The 15,745-nt window shown below is 45.5% G+C and carries 21 protein-coding genes; 16 read left to right on the plus strand and 5 right to left on the minus strand.

The annotated features are described in order from the left end of the window. The 16 genes from OGX98_RS14270 to OGX98_RS14340 all read left to right on the plus strand — a co-directional run. A partial coding sequence (locus OGX98_RS14270; protein ID WP_286595396.1) for a DUF932 domain-containing protein occupies positions 1-408 on the plus strand: 408 nt, incomplete at its 5' end. Positions 409-616: 208 nt separating this feature from the next. Continuing rightward, on the plus strand, positions 617-1,327 hold the full coding sequence (locus tag OGX98_RS14275) for a hypothetical protein (RefSeq protein ID WP_024198336.1): 711 nt from the start codon (positions 617-619) through the stop codon (positions 1,325-1,327). Between the two features lie 25 nt (positions 1,328-1,352). Next, positions 1,353-1,889: a DUF4339 domain-containing protein gene (locus OGX98_RS14280; RefSeq protein ID WP_000219797.1), complete on the plus strand. Its 537-nt coding sequence runs from the start codon at positions 1,353-1,355 to the stop codon at positions 1,887-1,889. Positions 1,890-1,930: 41 nt separating this feature from the next. Further along, positions 1,931-2,368 (plus strand): hypothetical protein, encoded by a 438-nt coding sequence (locus tag OGX98_RS14285; RefSeq protein ID WP_024198335.1) that lies wholly within the window; start codon positions 1,931-1,933, stop codon positions 2,366-2,368. A 66-nt stretch (positions 2,369-2,434) separates the two neighbouring features. Next, complete coding sequence (locus OGX98_RS14290; RefSeq protein ID WP_000912997.1) at positions 2,435-2,845, plus strand: hypothetical protein; 411 nt, start codon at positions 2,435-2,437, stop codon at positions 2,843-2,845. 77 nt (positions 2,846-2,922) lie between these two features. Next, the gene (locus OGX98_RS14295) at positions 2,923-3,159 is read left to right on the plus strand and encodes a DUF905 domain-containing protein (protein WP_000004273.1); all 237 of its coding nucleotides are present in this window, start codon (positions 2,923-2,925) and stop codon (positions 3,157-3,159) included. Between the two features lie 85 nt (positions 3,160-3,244). Continuing rightward, positions 3,245-3,703 carry an antirestriction protein gene (locus OGX98_RS14300; protein WP_016538084.1) on the plus strand — a complete coding sequence of 153 codons (459 nt, stop codon included), beginning with the start codon at positions 3,245-3,247 and terminating at the stop codon, positions 3,701-3,703. A 15-nt stretch (positions 3,704-3,718) separates the two neighbouring features. After that, on the plus strand, positions 3,719-4,195 hold the full coding sequence (locus tag OGX98_RS14305; protein ID WP_000811694.1) for a JAB domain-containing protein: 477 nt from the start codon (positions 3,719-3,721) through the stop codon (positions 4,193-4,195). A gap of 8 nt (positions 4,196-4,203) precedes the next feature. After that, positions 4,204-4,425 (plus strand): DUF987 domain-containing protein, encoded by a 222-nt coding sequence (locus OGX98_RS14310; protein WP_000691995.1) that lies wholly within the window; start codon positions 4,204-4,206, stop codon positions 4,423-4,425. An 18-nt stretch (positions 4,426-4,443) separates the two neighbouring features. Beyond that, positions 4,444-4,761 carry a type IV toxin-antitoxin system YeeU family antitoxin gene (locus OGX98_RS14315; RefSeq protein WP_000065326.1) on the plus strand — a complete coding sequence of 106 codons (318 nt, stop codon included), beginning with the start codon at positions 4,444-4,446 and terminating at the stop codon, positions 4,759-4,761. Positions 4,762-4,781: 20 nt separating this feature from the next. After that, the gene (locus OGX98_RS14320) at positions 4,782-5,105 is read left to right on the plus strand and encodes a TA system toxin CbtA family protein (protein ID WP_000698542.1); all 324 of its coding nucleotides are present in this window, start codon (positions 4,782-4,784) and stop codon (positions 5,103-5,105) included. A 630-nt stretch (positions 5,106-5,735) separates the two neighbouring features. After that, a complete protein-coding gene (gene tnaC / locus OGX98_RS23995) occupies positions 5,736-5,813 on the plus strand; it encodes a tryptophanase leader peptide (protein WP_197086135.1) in 78 nt (25 codons plus the stop codon). 272 nt (positions 5,814-6,085) lie between these two features. After that, positions 6,086-7,501: a tryptophanase gene (tnaA, locus tag OGX98_RS14325; RefSeq protein WP_045447130.1), complete on the plus strand. Its 1,416-nt coding sequence runs from the start codon at positions 6,086-6,088 to the stop codon at positions 7,499-7,501. A 110-nt stretch (positions 7,502-7,611) separates the two neighbouring features. Then, positions 7,612-8,862 (plus strand): low affinity tryptophan permease TnaB, encoded by a 1,251-nt coding sequence (tnaB, locus tag OGX98_RS14330; RefSeq protein ID WP_048220614.1) that lies wholly within the window; start codon positions 7,612-7,614, stop codon positions 8,860-8,862. Positions 8,863-8,958: 96 nt separating this feature from the next. Further along, positions 8,959-9,483: a SphA family protein gene (locus OGX98_RS14335; RefSeq protein ID WP_082138857.1), complete on the plus strand. Its 525-nt coding sequence runs from the start codon at positions 8,959-8,961 to the stop codon at positions 9,481-9,483. A 455-nt stretch (positions 9,484-9,938) separates the two neighbouring features. After that, the gene (locus OGX98_RS14340) at positions 9,939-10,247 is read left to right on the plus strand and encodes a LysR family transcriptional regulator (protein WP_286595444.1); all 309 of its coding nucleotides are present in this window, start codon (positions 9,939-9,941) and stop codon (positions 10,245-10,247) included. Between the two features lie 41 nt (positions 10,248-10,288). On the opposite strand, the gene OGX98_RS14345 is transcribed toward OGX98_RS14340, so the two are convergent. The 5 genes from OGX98_RS14345 to OGX98_RS14365 form a co-directional block, all read right to left on the minus strand. After that, entirely contained in the window at positions 10,289-11,209 is a 921-nt protein-coding gene (locus tag OGX98_RS14345) for a LysR family transcriptional regulator (RefSeq protein WP_200009936.1), read from the minus strand. A 91-nt stretch (positions 11,210-11,300) separates the two neighbouring features. Beyond that, on the minus strand, positions 11,301-12,437 hold the full coding sequence (locus OGX98_RS14350; protein WP_286595445.1) for an HlyD family secretion protein: 1,137 nt from the start codon (positions 12,435-12,437) through the stop codon (positions 11,301-11,303). 2 nt (positions 12,438-12,439) lie between these two features. Further along, positions 12,440-12,781, minus strand: coding sequence for a DUF3302 domain-containing protein (locus OGX98_RS14355; RefSeq protein WP_045447114.1), 342 nt, complete (start codon positions 12,779-12,781; stop codon positions 12,440-12,442). A gap of 558 nt (positions 12,782-13,339) precedes the next feature. After that, positions 13,340-13,702: a helix-turn-helix transcriptional regulator gene (locus OGX98_RS14360; protein ID WP_045447111.1), complete on the minus strand. Its 363-nt coding sequence runs from the start codon at positions 13,700-13,702 to the stop codon at positions 13,340-13,342. Positions 13,703-13,791: 89 nt separating this feature from the next. Next, the gene (locus OGX98_RS14365; RefSeq protein WP_286595446.1) at positions 13,792-15,318 is read right to left on the minus strand and encodes an EAL domain-containing protein; all 1,527 of its coding nucleotides are present in this window, start codon (positions 15,316-15,318) and stop codon (positions 13,792-13,794) included. Positions 15,319-15,745: the final 427 nt, after the last annotated feature.

Here is a 15,745-nt window from a genome sequence, read left to right on the forward strand (position 1 = left end):
CCGCACAAAGGAGATGTCGTGAGTCAGGTGATTGAGGGGGCGTATGAAGTGCTGGGTATTTTTGACCGTGTGGAAGAGAAGCGGGATGCCATGCAGTCGCTGATGCTGCCGCCGCCCGCACAACAGGCTCTGGCACAGGCCGCACTGACGTACCGTTTTGGTGAGGACCACCAGCCGGTGACAGCACCTCAGATACTCTCCCCACGCCGCTGGCAGGATGAGAGCAATGACCTGTGGACCACATACCAGCGTATTCAGGAGAACCTGATTAAGGGCGGGCTCAGTGGCCGGAGTGCAAAAGGTGGGCGAACACATACCCGCGCCGTGCGTGGTATCGACGGCGATGTGAAGCTCAACCGGGCTCTCTGGGTGATGGCGGAAGCGATGCTGAGTGGGTTTCAGTCCTGAGCTTGTTATCAGCATGTTGGGAAAGGACACTCCCTGTCCGTTTTACCTCCATTGGATTGAGTGTTTTATCACCGTATTTCACGGTGCGCCGCGTTGGGCTTGCCTCCGGTGGCAGATAAAAAATAGTTCATTCCATGTCCATACCCTGTCCGCCCCCCTCTTTAGAATCATTTCATATTCAGTCAGTTAATTATTACGGAGATTTGAGATAACACAGGCAGAGCGCCGTCACGACCGACTGGCTGTCAGGCTGTCACTGATAATCAGCCGCCTGGTTGCCGGTGAGACGCTGAACATGGCCCGGCTGGCTGCAGAGTTTAGTGTGTCAGTCCGTACCCTGCGACGGGATTTTCGCGAACGGCTGATGTATCTGGACCTGGAGTATCGACGAGGGCAATGCCGCCTGCGCAGCACCAGTGGGGGCGTACAGGGTGAGCTGGATGCGCTGACCTTTGCTCACCGGTCCGGACTGGCCGATATCTTTCCGGGGCTGGACCGGCGTCTGGCGGGCATGCTGCTCACAGCAGGAGGGATGCCCTGTCTGGTGTGGCAACCGCCACAGACTATATCACCGGCCACCTCACTGGTGTTCTACCGTCTCGTCAGTGCTATTACCGCCTGCCAACGGGTACTGCTGCTGGCTGAGGGAGAGCGCTGTGACGGACTGGCCCCGTACCGCCTGATATCACTCGACGGCTGCTGGTACCTCACCGGTGAACTTAACGGGCATATCACCGTGCATCCACTGGCGACCATCCATGCGGTGACAGTCCTCAATACAACTTTCACCCCGCTAAAACGTCTCAGCCAGTTAACCACACAGGCGGGCTTTATCCGGGCCCTTCCGCACTTCAGCTGTATCCGTGAAGTCCTGTCTCCTGGGCCCTCAGAGGAGGAGCCGGGCAACACACTGATTTAATTACCTCTGTTAAGAAGGAAAAACAATGACCTGGCATTACGAGAAAAATGGCATACGCCACGACAATGTGACCGAAGACGACATCACCAGCCTGATTATGCGCGGTGAACTGACTGCATCCACTCTGGTGTGGCGACAGGGAATGGCAGAGTGGCAGCCGGTCTCCGCTACTCCGCTGGCTTCGACGCTGCTCCGGAGCACCACACCACCAGCGCTGCCGGGGAACCGCATTCCGGGTGGCGTTGTGTGGACGCTGGCATTTGCTCCCTTCATTGGCTACGCGCTGGAGTTGTGGACTGCAGGATTGAGCGGGATGTCATTTGACGAGGCATATGATGCCGTCTCGGGTGGGCAGTACTGGTTTATCACGCTGCTGCTCAATATTGCTCTGGGGTATCTCGATGAACGACGCCTGCGTAAGGCCGGAGTGGACACCACCACGTTCGGCAAACTGGCCTGGCTGGTGCCGTTCTATCTGTGGCGGCGGGCGAAAACTCTCGGTCAGAAACCGGCTTACTTCTGGGTATGGCTTTTGATGCTGGCCCTGACTGTCTGGGCCTGAATGACCGCTACCTGATTCTTTCTCTGTTTAGGACCAACGTAATGAAAACACTGATTAAAGTACTGGGTATTACCGGCAGCCTTCTGCTCTGTGTGGGCGCTCAGGCTCAGCCTTATAACCGGACCCTCCCTGCTGTAGTTAATGACAACAACGGGAACATTTTCTGGTGCGATGCGCATCGTCAGGTTACCGGAAAATGCGAAGCCATGTCTGTTGACCGCCTGGGCGGGATGGTCACGGTGCGTTCCGCACCCTTTAAAGACTGCGAAGGCGGCCTGTGGGGCTGGATAACTATCATGCGCAACGATGTGTCGAAAGGATTCACCATTACTCCGGACAAGAAATACGGACTCACCGTAAAAGACCTGTGCCGTCCGGGCACGGTAGTGACCTTTAAACCCAACCAGAAGAAGCCGGAATATGACGACCTGGTGGCACTTTACCAGGGCAAAGAGCTGTTTCGCTACCGGCGCTTCTGATAACACCCGATATCAACCTCTCTCATTTTGCCCGACAGCGGGCTGGATTAATTCAGGAAGAAGACCATGCTGAAAATAATGACCTCTGCTGTACCTGCCCTCATTCTGTCACTTGCCGCCTTCAGTGCCGGTGCCGCTCAGCTTCCGGCAAGTCTGATGGATAAAGACAATCCCGGCCAGGAGTACTGGTGCCAGGGAAACGACATCAATACGTCCATGTGCTCACTGACCGGTGTCAGCGACGACCATAAATTTGCCCTGATTCAGGACCTGCCGGGCCCAGCCTGTGAAGATTTAAGCTTCGGGATTATCGACCTGGTGCGCCAGACCGGCATCAATGTTCCTTACGATGGTGGTGACTGTAAGGGCGATGTGAAGGCCGGTTTTGTACGCAGCGCGGAAGATAATGCCCTGTATGTGAAGATTGTTCGGGGCAGCAAAACCCTGCGGCTGTATAAGGTACAAACCGGTTACTGACAATCTCCCCACACCCGCATATTCCCAAAGCCCCTGACGCGTCTGCGTCAGGGGCTTTTGCTTTTAAGGTACATCGAATGTCTGAATCTCACATGCTGCCACCGGGACCTTTTACCCGACAGCAGGCCGAAGCGGTTACCCGCAGGTATCGCAACATCAGCATTGAAGACGACCAGGGCACACACTTCCGCCTGGTGGTTCGTGACTCTGAAGGTCGAATGATCTGGCGGGCGTGGTGCTTTGAACCGGATGCCGGTGAAGGGCTTAACCGTTATATCCGCAACTCAGGCATGCTCAGAGCATCCTCCTCCTGACCACACCCATTCATCATCCCTGTCTGTCCTTTATTTCCCATACGCCAGCCATCGTCGCTGGCGTTTTTATTGACGGAGAAAATCCATGACGACACAAACTCAATGCGAATTGGTACCCGCTAATGAACCTCAATTTGCCCTTACAGCAACACCAGTACCTGACGAACAGCGTCTCGATTTCTGGCCGCTGTACTTTGGCACTATCCCGCAGTGGATAACGCTGGAACCGCGTATTTTCGCCTGGATGGAGCGCTTTTGTGATGAGTACAGCGGTGGTATCTGGTCCTTTTACACGCTCAGTAATGGCGGCGCGTTTATGGCCCCTGATGCTGACGGTGGCGATAAATGGCATCTGTTTAATAGCATGAACGGCAATGGCGCGGAAATGAGCGTGGAAGCCGCAGGTATCGCGGTCTGCATGATTGAATACAGCCATCACGCCTGTCGCACAGAGTGTGACGCAATGACCGCACACTATTATCGCTTGCGGGACTATGCCCTGCAGCATCCTGAAGCTCACGCCATTCTGCGTATCATCGACTGAACGGAGGAACAAAGGATGAAACAGCTCTCCTTTTTACCCGGCGAGATGACGCCACAGGACCGGCGTCTCATTCAGCGGGCGCTCAGGGCTCTGGAGCGGCACCTGCATGAGCCAGGGGTAGCCTTCACCTCTACTCACGCCGTTCGGGAGTGGTTGCGACTGCATATGGCCGCACTTGAGCGGGAAGAGTTCCGGGTGCTGTATCTGGATAATCAGAACCAGCTTATCGCCCATGAGACGCTCTTTAGTGGCACGATTAACCGCACCGAGGTCCATCCCCGGGAAGTGGTCAAACGTGCACTGCACTTCAATGCGGCGGCGGTGATACTGGTGCATAACCATCCTTCCGGCGAGACGACACCCAGCCAGGCTGACAAAGCCCTCACGCAGCGACTGACTCAGGTACTTCAACTGGTGGATATCCGTATTCCTGACCATCTGATTGTTGGTGGCAGGCAAATCTATTCGTTCGCAGAACACGGTCTGTTGTGAGGTATTACATGAAAATTATCAGTAAACGCCGGGCAATGACGATATACCGCCAGCATCCTGAGTCCCGAATCTTTCGCTACTGCACCGGAAAATATCAGTGGCACGGTAGCGTCTGTCATTACACCGGCAGGGATGTTCCGGATATCACAGGAGTCCTGGCTGTGTACGCCGAACGCCGCCAGGACCGCAACGGGCCTTATGCCTGCCTGATGAGCATCACCCTGAACTGACAATTGTGGAGAACTGTAATGAGCAACATCATTTGGGGCCTGCAGCGCGATATCACGCCGCGCCTGGGAACACGTCTGGTGCAGGAGGGCAACCAGCTGCACTACCTGGCTGACCGGGCCTGTATCACAGGTAAGTTCAGTGATGCCGAATGTCTTAAGCTGGATGTGGCATTTCCGCATTTTATCAGCCGGATGGAATCCATGCTGAGCACGGGTGAAATGAATCCTCGCCACGCCCACTGCGTCACCCTGTACCACAACGGTTTTACCTGCGAAGCCGATACCCTTGGCAGTTGTGGCTATGTATACGTCGCTGTTTATTCCACTCAGCGCTAACAAATTTCACGAGAACAAATATGAAAATTCTACCGGCTACAATTTCGCGGGCGGCGAAGCCCTGCCTGCCACCCGTTGCAGTCTGGCAATTGCTTCTTACACGGCTACTGGAAAAACACTATGGTCTGACCCTGAACGATACGCCGTTCAGTGATGAAACCGTTATAAAGGAACATTTCGATGCCGGTATCACTCTCGCTAATGCCATTAACTTTCTAGTGGAAAAGTACGAACTGGTTCGTATCGATCGCAGAGGGTTTAGCTGGCAAGAACAAACGCCATATCTCACGAATATTGATATCATGAGGGCCCGCCGCGATCTGGGTTTATTAAATCGTAATTAGTCTGATGCTACTGGTGTCGCTGCTTTCGAGTATGCCTGCCATTTGCTATCATCTCGCTTCCTGCTGATTTATCGACAAAGGTAATTACTTGAATTCAAAGCCTCTGTGCTTTGGGGGTATCTTTGGGGGTATAAGTTAAGATATAACTTGAAAATTCTATATTTTTCAAGTTATTGGCGGGGTTGTTCTAACCCCTTCGCCCGCTCCAAATTCAATTCTCCTGAAATCTACCTAACTCAATTTACCCTTGATAAATAAGCAGTTGTTGCATTCTGTTCGTCAGTTGAGCTCTATTTTTCTTCCTGCTAACTGGTCGGTGACTGTGGCTTTCACCCGTTGCTTAACTCAGCAATAACAGTACAAGTGTTGCAATAGCATTCGTTGGGTGAAATGCTCGTTAACGCAAAACTAAAACCTGGACAATTTTCGGGTCGAATGTACAAATTCCTGTATGTTGACCAGGTCTTACTGAGGTAATGTCAATCAGCTGTAAACCTGTATCTGTTAATTAATTCCTTATTGTGTATAATAAATTTATAGTGACTTTTATCACATTAAGTTTATCTGCTAATAGACAAATTTTCTCCACACTATAATGATGTCAGCATGTTTAATAAGGGTTGACATATAATGATTAGCTTAATTAATACATACACGACTTCCAAATGGTTCAACATTGATACCATCATTGTCAATCATCGCCCATAAGTTCCCTTCCTCTTTATAAATGCAATGAAGGACAGAAGCAGATTAAAAAATCTGTCTGTTTTGCATGCCCTGAATAATCCATAAATTATTGTCTGCACAATCACGTTTCTCTGTCTGTATGCCTGAAAAAGGCCTGCGATAAGGGAATGCTTGGTGTGCTAATAATATCTCCATGGACTAATTTTGCGGGTTTTAAATAAATTATATCGGTAATTCATGTTTAATGAGTTGCTGCAGGCTGACATGTCTTTTATCTAATATAGGACTATTCCATGAATAACTTCAAACATTTGCCAGAGCCATTCCGTATTCGTGTTATTGAACCCGTAAAACGTACAACACGGGATCATCGTGAAAATGCCATTCTCAAATCAGGGATGAACCCGTTCCTGCTTGACAGTGAAGATGTATTTATCGATTTGCTGACAGATAGTGGTACAGGCGCAGTTACCCAAAATATGCAAGCCGCAATGCTACGGGGAGACGAGGCATACAGCGGAAGTCGAAGTTACTATGCACTTGCTGAGGCAGTGAAGAATATTTTTGGATATCATTATACTATTCCAACGCACCAGGGAAGGGGGGCCGAGCAGATTTATATTCCTGTATTAATTCGTAAACGTGAGCAGGAAAAAGGACTCGACAGAAGCAAAATGGTTGTTTTTTCAAATTATTTCTTCGATACCACCCAAGGGCATAGTCAAATAAATGGCTGTACCGTTCGTAATGTTTATATCAAAGAAGCATTTGATACTTCAGTTCGTTGTGATTTTAAAGGAGACTTTGACCTTGATAAACTGGAGAAAGGAATCCAGGAAGTAGGTCCAAATAATGTCCCCTATATTGTTGCCACTATTACATGCAACTCCGCAGGCGGTCAGCCGGTATCTTTGGCAAATTTGAAAGCAACGTACCAGTTAGCGAAAAAGTACGACATTCCGGTAGTAATGGACTCAGCGCGATTCGCTGAAAACGCATATTTTATCCAACAAAGAGAAGCCGCTTATAAAGACTGGAGCATTGAAGACATAACCCGCGAAACATATAAATATGCTGATATGTTAGCTATGTCGGCGAAGAAAGATGCAATGGTGCCAATGGGCGGATTGTTATGCATTAAAGATGACAGTTATTTTGATGTCTACACCGAATGCAGAACACTTTGCGTGGTCCAGGAGGGTTTTCCAACCTATGGTGGTCTGGAAGGCGGGGCAATGGAGCGTCTGGCCGTTGGTCTTTATGATGGTATGAATCAGGACTGGCTGGCATATCGCATCGCACAGATCCAGTACCTGGTTGATGGCCTTGAAGCCATTGGTGTCATCTGTCAGCAGGCGGGCGGACATGCCGCTTTCGTGGATGCAGGAAAGTTGTTACCTCATATCCCTGCCGAACAGTTTCCTGCACAGGCCCTGGCGTGTGAGCTTTACAAAGTTGCTGGGATTCGGGCTGTTGAAATTGGATCGTTCTTATTGGGAAGAGATCCTAAAACAGGGATTCAATTACCTTGTCCGGCAGAATTGCTCCGTTTAACCATTCCACGCGCTACATATACGCAATCACATATGGACTTTATTATTGAGGCGTTTGGTCATGTGAAAGAAAATGCCAATAATATTAAAGGATTAACATTCACCTATGAACCTAAAGTTCTGCGTCACTTTACTGCCCGACTGAAAGAAATCTGATAATTAGCAACCGAATATGAATGGCCATATTTAATGGCCATTCATGTTCTATCTCGCTCTATAAAAATGACATGACAATGAAGATATATAACTCAAGATAAGAGGCTCGCATGGAAGAAAATTCCAGTTCAAAGCATTCATCCTTTTGGGGAGTTATGGTTATTGCCGGAACCGTAATTGGTGGAGGGATGTTTGCTTTACCCGTTGATCTTGCAGGTGCCTGGTTTTTTTGGGGCGCGTTTATATTAATAATCTCCTGGTTTTCAATGTTACACTCAGGATTGTTACTACTGGAAGCAAACTTAAACTATCCAGTGGGTTCCAGTTTTAATACTATTACTAAAGATCTAATTGGTAACAAATGGAATATCATTAGTGGCGCTACGGTTGCCTTTGTTTTATACATATTAACGTATGCATATATTTCAGCAAACGGAGCTATTATTAGTGAAACGATATCTATGCATTCAGGAGAACATGTTAACCCCAGAATTATAGGTGTTTGTACCGCTCTGTTCGTGGCCGGGGTGTTATGGTTTAGTTCGCTAGCTGCGAGTCGGATTACTTCGCTTTTTCTCGGTATAAAAATCATTGCCTTCGTTATTGTTTTTGGTTCACTTTTCTTTCAGGTCGATTACTCAATTTTAAGTGGTATCAGTGGCGTAAATGAAACTAGTCATTCCTACTTCCTCTATATATTTATGGCGGTTCCAGTATGTCTGGCATCCTTTGGTTTTCATGGTAATATTCCCAGTCTTATCATTTGTTATGGGAAGAGAAAAGATAAATTAATAAAAAGTGTTGTATTGGGGTCTTTTCTGGCGTTGGTTATCTATTTGTTTTGGCTGTATTGCACAATGGGGAATATTCCGCGCGAGAGTTTCAAAGGTATCATTGCTTCCGGTGGAAATGTTGATGCTCTGGTAGGATCATTTCTTGGGACAAATCAGAGTGGCATGATTGAGTTCTGCTTACTCGTTTTCTCTAATTTAGCAGTGGCGAGTTCTTTCTTTGGTGTGACGCTGGGATTATTCGATTTTCTTGCTGATTTATTCAAATTTGACAACTCGCATACTGGTCGTTTTAAAACAATCCTTCTTACCTTCCTGCCACCAACACTGCTTTATCTGCTATTTCCTAACGGTTTTATCTATGGGATAGGTGGCGCAGGATTATGTGCAACGATATGGGCTGTTATTATTCCTGCGGTACTCGCATTGAAGTCTCGTAAAAAATTTCCCAATCAGATGTTTACAGTATGGGGTGGGCGCATTATTCCAGCCGTAGTGATTATCTTTGGCATTGTCGTTATCTTTTGCTGGTTTGGTAACGTACTGAATATTTTACCAAAACTGGTGTAATTTGAGTTCGTGACGGACAGGTTTTTATGAAACCTGTCCTGATTTTACTATTACACACAATCATTGCTTCAAATTTCCTACAGATAAATAGAATCAATGGGGTTAGGGGATATCACGCTGGGTACTGCATTGGGCTTTCATCCCACCCGGGATCTTCACTATGTTTTGAGCTTTGATATGTATGTGCCAACAGGCGACTATAACCAGTTTGATCTTTCCAGCCTGGGGCGAAATTACTGGGTGGTACAACCGGTATGGGCGATCAGCTATATCCCTCAAAAAGGCGTCAATGCTGATATCAAAATGATGTACGACTTTAATTTCCGCAATGGTAAGACCCGTACGCGTTCAGGTCAGGCGTTTCATGCCGATTATGCCCTGGAATGGGCTTTTGGCAATGGTTGGGTGATTGGTCTTGGTGGCTATAACTTCATTCAAACAACGGATGATGACGGGCCTAATGCAGCGCAGGCAAAGGTGCGGGCATTTTCAGTTGGTCCTTCTGTCCGTGACGCCAACGATAAGAACTGGTTACCTATATTGAAATGGCAGAAGGAAACGAATGTTCTCAATCGGCCAGTCGGCTCCCAGCTATATCTAAAAGCGACTATTCCGTTCTGAAAACCATATTCTCAAAAATAGTACGTGGTGTCTGAGTCGTTCTTCGGTTCGTTGAAAAAGAGCCTGCATGCTAGCAACCCCAGAGCCATACTAATTTTGGAATAATAGTATTCACTGTTTTGTATCTTTTAATTGTTTATCTTTTTTGTGGTTTTGGTAATCTTTGTGAACTGTTCTTGGATTCGGACTTTTTCTAAATAAAGATAGCAATATGAAAACTATTGTAGTCTATCAAATAGTTTAATTAATCTGATGTGTTGGAGTTATTGTTTAAAATCACTGATTTATCTGAAATAAGTCACCTGGTCACTTAACCTTTTCCAGAACTATATGGCTCTAATCACTAACACTTATAGTGTTAGTGATTATTTGATTAATAATTTAAAATACTTATTTTTTGTATTGTTATATGAGACACTGATCAAGTGAATATTGATAGCGTTGAGAGTATAAGTATGCTTGAAAAACATGATTTTGAATGTATAAAGAACATTGATTTAAATTCAGCACTCTACTTTTCTGCGGTGATGAGTTATAAGACAATTTTTAATGCTAGTGTGGTATTAAACTGTTCTGCGCCAACAGTTAGCATCATGCTCAAACGCTTTTGTTCTTACTTTCCCGTTCCATTGTTTGAGAGAGAAGGTCGTTGCCTGAGCCCGACGAAATATGCGGTAGAACTGGATAAAATGATCGGAGAAACATTTTTGAAATTTTCTGTGGCTATGAGCAATGATCCTCGAAAAGTTGCGATTTTTAAATGAGCATTGTCTTAATTATCACTCAGAGTAAATCTACAGGCATCTCATTTTTCTTTTGTCATTAGTTCAATTATATAATCCAACGATAGTTGTACTCGTAGCGGAAGATTTTTCCGGTTTCTGTAAATAACGTAGCAATCAATAAAAACTCCCCATTCTGGAGGAAGTACAGACATTATTCCGCTTGTGTCTTTGAGAAGTAGATGGGATGTCACCATATATCCCATTCCATTTCTGCAGCAGTTGATGGCTGTATAGATATTGTCAAATTTTAGTTTCCCCGTGACGTTGACTGATTTCACTTCAGCCGTTTTTTCATGGGTGAACTCCAGCGCATTTTCATAGCTGTTATTGGCCATCGAACTTAATAAAATGAAAGGATGGCGAGATAACTCTTCTGGCGTCGTGAAAGGGTGATGTTCAAAAAACGCTGGGGTAGCAAAAACATCCATCCGTATCCGCTTTACTTTTCGGGCAATCAGATTCTGATTATGTGGTGGGGAATAGGATATGAGCATGTCACAGGAGTTATTAAAGCTCACGCCCTTAAAGTAGTCCGCGTTATAGTGATTGGATGTTGTTATTGTCACGTTCAAATCGGGGAATCGTTGAAACAATGGCGGCAGAATATTCTCTGCAAGATAAGCCTGCATACCGGAAGGAGAAAAAATATTAACTTCACCAGATGGCGCTTTCTTATAATGGTCGACTAGTTCAAAGAGTTCATCATTTTCAATAATGTACTTTCTAATGTTAGGCAGAAGAGTTTCCCCGAATGCAGTCAGCCTGACCGGACGACTCTCTCGATCAATTATTTTGATTCCTAACGTTTCTTCTACTGCCGCAATACTTTTACTGATGCTGGCCTGGGTCAGGCCGACATTTTTAGCAGACAGACTGAAACTTTTCGTTTCAACAAGGTCCAGGAGTATTTTTAAATCTCTGATTTTTAATTGTTTCATCATGGCTGTTCTGTGAGGATAGTGCCTTGCTTTCAGTGTAGATGATCTACGTCCTGATATAATTACCCGATATCAACAAGGCACAATGAACGGCTTAATGGTCCAGATAGAGGTAGTGCATCCAACTGGTCATGCGTAGTAAAACTTTACGCATAATGGCCACATGAGAAAAATGATCCGAATAGACCGCAACTTGCGCATATATGCCATCTGGTAATGCATCAATATTCTCATCTGGATTCAGATCGATAAGAGCGAGAACCCCCTCGCTCCCTGGGGTAGCAGTCAAGGATTGAAGCGTCCCCTGGGCCTGATAAGAACCGCCAGGGATCACGGGAAGGACTCCAGCCAGTTTTCCTGTAAAGACCTGGCCGGGCAACGAATTAAAAACGATTTCTGCTTCATCACCAGCTTTCAGGCGCAACAATGAATTCTGACGGAATTGCGCCACAATCTGTCGCTTTTGTTTGGGAATAAATACCATAACCGGGCGCAGCGGCAGCGCTGCCGCAAAAGTACCGGGACGGATCAATACCTGAGTGGCGTAGCCGTCGCTGGGCGCACGGACAACGGTTTGCTCCAAATCGTATTTTGCTTCTGCCAGTTGAGCGCGCAGGCTGGCAACTTGTGATTGTTCGCCGTTGAGGATGCTATCAAGCTGGCTTTTGATTTGTGCTTGTTCGGCAACCGATGATTTTACTGCTGCATCCTGAGCGAGGTAGTTTTGCCGGGCATGATCAATATCACTTTCTGAGAACGGATTCACCTTTGCTTTACTGCCCTGTAAATATCGTTGGTAATCTTTGTATAACCGGTCACGTTGTGCAGTTGCTGTTAACGTATTGGCGATGGCTTCATCCAGTTGTGATTGCAGCGAGTCGGCACTATGGATCGCGGTGACAAGATCGGCCTCAAGTCGCGCAACACGAGCCTGATAACGCGTTGGATCCAGTTCAAAAAGGACTTCACCTTTTTTAATTAGCTGGTTTGACTTATTCGTGATGGTACGAACAATACCTGTCACTTGTGGCGTAACAGGAATGGAGACCACCGCTTTTTGTACCTTAAAGGTATATGGGTGGTTATAGTTCATTAACAAAATCAGTGCCCCAACCAGAAAGATCCCGCCCAGAGCGGCTGTTGGGATACTCCATTTATTGACCGGTATTTTGAATATTTTAAAGACCAGCCATGCCAGGGCTACGTAAGTCAGAATAATTAATAAATCCACAATTAATTACCTTGAGTGTTATCTGAGTCAGCGTGTTGTTGTTTTTTGAATTGCCGTTCAAGTTCAGCAATACGTAATTGCAAATTTTCATACTGTGGTTGCTGTGCGTTCTGCATTCCCCATCCACGATCGGGGCGATACAACGTGGCCCATATCCATAGGAATGGCCACAGGACATGTAAAGTGAACAGGCTTACCCATCCAGCGACATGTATGGCATCGGCATGCGGGTGATTTCGCTTTTTGGCGATCTCGTAAGGAATATCATGGATGATGATGACACCGTAAAAAATTACCAGGAATACCAGGATTAGCACTCCAAGTGCAAAGTAATTAAGGAACATACTATTCCTCCTCCCTTCGTCGGTTGGGTAAAACTAAGCTCGCCTCTCTGGTTATTGACGTATTACCCCTTCGTGGTGTCTCCAGGGAATAGTACGCTGAGGACAGCGTGCTTGTGCTTTTTAAGGCAATGAACCTGATGCGTCGTTTTTATTTTGTGTTGTTTTAGTGGCTGTTTTAGTGATTTTGGGTTGTTTAAAAATGCCTTGTACATACATTAATGAATGTAGGATACCTTATTCACTTAGTCTCGCTAGCATTAATCGTTTAGATTTATGGAATGATTCCATTAAATGGAACTTAATTTTTATAAATAAATTGCATGGTGAATTTTTTGGTTTTATATTGAAATTGTTTTATAAGGTATCTCAAGTGAGGAGAAAAATCACATTGATGGTATTTATGAAACAAGCATGAATGTGTCTAAGAAATAAAATTATATTTTTGAAGTGTCATTTTGACCGCCACCCGTGCGGTCTTTTTTTATGTATTGCCTTGAAATTATTAAAGACACCAGCGTCATACGCTGTAAATAATCAGTGATATATTTACTCTTCATATTATAAAATCTTATGTGTCGCACCTGATTTCCTTAACTCATTGGGCGTTATTTTGTATTTTTTACGAAACGCCCGGCAAAATGACTGCTGAGAACCATATCCGGCATTTAAAGCAATAGTCAGAATAGTGCTCTGGGAGTTGATGAGTTCATGAGCTGCATGATTAAGGTAGGTATCCTTGATGAAACGGCCAAGTGGTATCCCGGTATGAGCTTTAAAAAAAGATTGCAGATAAAATTTTGAAAAGCCAGAAATAGCAGCCAGATCGTCAATCTGTAACTTGTCTTTCCGTCTTTCATTAATAAATATAATCAGTTGGTTAGATACTTCTTTGGTAAATAAATTATTTTTTGAACATTCCATATGTTTTTACCTCTATCATCGAGATGTTTATATACTGGCAAGTGCCTCTGCACGGTATGATGACTACGTTTTGATGTTACTATTCAACATCAGGAATAAAATTGTCTGGTGAAATCCTCCATGGGGATGGGCTTACCGTATAAATATCCTTGCAGAAAAGTAACGTTGTGTGCTTTCAAATAAGCTGCCTGAATTTCATTTTCTACTCCTTCCGCCACCGTTTGCAGGTGTAATCGGCGGGTGAGGTCAATAATATTGTCGATGATATGAACAGAATGCGAATCAATACCTATATTGCTGACAAAGCTTTTGTCGATTTTAAGAATATCGACCTCGAAGTTTTGCAGGTATTTAAGGCTGGAATTGCCGGTGCCGAAATCATCGATAGCGATAAGCACACCCAGTTTGTGCAGTTCTGCCACCAACCTTTCTGTCACACCATCTGTAACAAGTAATTCCCGCTCAGTTAACTCCAGAACCAGCTTAACAGGATTAGCCCTGAATGCCTGGATGAATACCCGGCAGTCTTCCACCAGATTGAAATTTCTTAAGTGACTGGCGCTGATATTGAAAGCGAAATGAAAATCCTTCGGCAGTAAATGTATTAATGGTAAAAACTGTTGACGTACCTGAACCATCAGCGCCTGAGTCATCGGCATAATAAGGTTACAGCTTTCTGCCAGAGGAATGAAATTGTCTGGAGGGATGATACCGAGCGTTGGATGTGACCAGCGCATTAGAACCTCGCAACCGACCCAGTGAGTATGCTCTGCGGATACCACTGGCTGGAAGTAAGGAATAAATTCCTGCAATTCCAGAGCCTCATGTAATTCATGTTCTGCAGTTATCTGTCGCCCTGTCCAGCGAAATGCGCTGAAACCAAGAATAGCGGCCAGCAAGGCCCAGGAAACAAGAGAGAATCGTGAGAAGATCCAGAAGTAATGGGCATAATCGGCAGCGGAAATCACCGTAACTATCCGGAATGGATATCTGGTCGAGGCTTGTTCCAGATAACCAGACGTACCGGGGGAGAACGAAGGAATCTCTGGAGTCTGCCATTGCTGTTGTCCAACAACCAGGCCCAGGGGTAAATTGATGCTCATGACACTCAGTTCGGAAAGGATCCTCTCGCCATAGAGTCGGACCACAATACTGTTATTACCGACAACCATTCGGTAGATAATCAGTGGCTGTCCTTTCCTGACCAGCATGTCGCTCATCAGGTAGAGCATCCCGTTGGTATAACTATCAAAGTTAATATTTTCTTCATTGCTACCGTACAGAGATGAACAATAGATTTTATTCCCATGTACCAGGTTTACGCTGCGCACATTCTGCGAGTACGCCACCTGCGTCCTGAGCTTCATCGCGACAGACTCAAGGCAGGGCCGACCAAGATTGTCTTTTACGGCGTAAGCAGCATGCCTGGCACTGTCCAGCGTTCCTTCCACCAGTTGCCGGGCATTTGTCATCCGGATATTAGTGGTTCGTTTGAGGTTTGCTGCCGCCTGCCAGAAGGTGCTGATGAGTCCCAACAGGATGCAAAGCAAGCTCACAAGTATGGTGCGAACCATTCGGTACCTGAGTTGACGCTTCTTTAACAGACCAAATGGCATGACATTACCTCTATACCCTACATGAACTGCGCTTTAGCTTTACTGTTACGTCACCAGAAGGTGGTGCCAGATTTTAGTGTCGTTTAAAAGTACATGACGACCCTTGCTATTCAGTGATACTGGTTTAGCTGCGGTTATAAGAACGGTCAGCGAAGAATATTATATTCAATTTCCTGTAGAATATTTTATTTCGGGCTTAATACGCTACTATAATTTTTAAGCAGGTAAAAGCATCAGTATTATATGCACTGGTGCATTCTTTTTTATATATAAATTTGTTTGTAAAATATCCATATTTATCAATGAGATGAATTTTACATGCTAAAAAATATGTCATTATTATAATTGTTTTAAATAACATTAAAGTTTAAATAATATAAATCATTATTGATTTTTGTGGTTTGCAATTATTAATCGGTATTGATAG

The sequence above is a fragment of the Citrobacter sp. Cm046 genome, from assembly GCF_030333065.1.
GTDB lineage: Bacteria > Pseudomonadota > Gammaproteobacteria > Enterobacterales > Enterobacteriaceae > Citrobacter > Citrobacter murliniae.

Bases quoted from the DNA above. Each gene is read 5' to 3' on its own strand.
- OGX98_RS14280 (WP_000219797.1), top strand. From the start codon at position 1,353: ATGACCTGGCATTACGAGAAAAATGGCATACGCCACGACAATGTGACC.
- OGX98_RS14285 (WP_024198335.1), top strand. From the start codon at position 1,931: ATGAAAACACTGATTAAAGTACTGGGTATTACCGGCAGCCTTCTGCTC.
- OGX98_RS14290 (WP_000912997.1), top strand. From the start codon at position 2,435: ATGCTGAAAATAATGACCTCTGCTGTACCTGCCCTCATTCTGTCACTT.
- OGX98_RS14295 (WP_000004273.1), top strand. From the start codon at position 2,923: ATGTCTGAATCTCACATGCTGCCACCGGGACCTTTTACCCGACAGCAG.
- OGX98_RS14300 (WP_016538084.1), top strand. From the start codon at position 3,245: ATGACGACACAAACTCAATGCGAATTGGTACCCGCTAATGAACCTCAA.
- OGX98_RS14305 (WP_000811694.1), top strand. From the start codon at position 3,719: ATGAAACAGCTCTCCTTTTTACCCGGCGAGATGACGCCACAGGACCGG.
- OGX98_RS14310 (WP_000691995.1), top strand. From the start codon at position 4,204: ATGAAAATTATCAGTAAACGCCGGGCAATGACGATATACCGCCAGCAT.
- OGX98_RS14315 (WP_000065326.1), top strand. From the start codon at position 4,444: ATGAGCAACATCATTTGGGGCCTGCAGCGCGATATCACGCCGCGCCTG.
- OGX98_RS14320 (WP_000698542.1), top strand. From the start codon at position 4,782: ATGAAAATTCTACCGGCTACAATTTCGCGGGCGGCGAAGCCCTGCCTG.
- tnaC (WP_197086135.1), top strand. From the start codon at position 5,736: ATGATTAGCTTAATTAATACATACACGACTTCCAAATGGTTCAACATT.
- tnaA (WP_045447130.1), top strand. From the start codon at position 6,086: ATGAATAACTTCAAACATTTGCCAGAGCCATTCCGTATTCGTGTTATT.
- tnaB (WP_048220614.1), top strand. From the start codon at position 7,612: ATGGAAGAAAATTCCAGTTCAAAGCATTCATCCTTTTGGGGAGTTATG.
- OGX98_RS14335 (WP_082138857.1), top strand. From the start codon at position 8,959: ATGGGGTTAGGGGATATCACGCTGGGTACTGCATTGGGCTTTCATCCC.
- OGX98_RS14340 (WP_286595444.1), top strand. From the start codon at position 9,939: ATGCTTGAAAAACATGATTTTGAATGTATAAAGAACATTGATTTAAAT.
- OGX98_RS14345 (WP_200009936.1), bottom strand. From the start codon at position 11,209: ATGATGAAACAATTAAAAATCAGAGATTTAAAAATACTCCTGGACCTT.
- OGX98_RS14355 (WP_045447114.1), bottom strand. From the start codon at position 12,781: ATGTTCCTTAATTACTTTGCACTTGGAGTGCTAATCCTGGTATTCCTG.
- OGX98_RS14360 (WP_045447111.1), bottom strand. From the start codon at position 13,702: ATGGAATGTTCAAAAAATAATTTATTTACCAAAGAAGTATCTAACCAA.
- OGX98_RS14365 (WP_286595446.1), bottom strand. From the start codon at position 15,318: ATGCCATTTGGTCTGTTAAAGAAGCGTCAACTCAGGTACCGAATGGTT.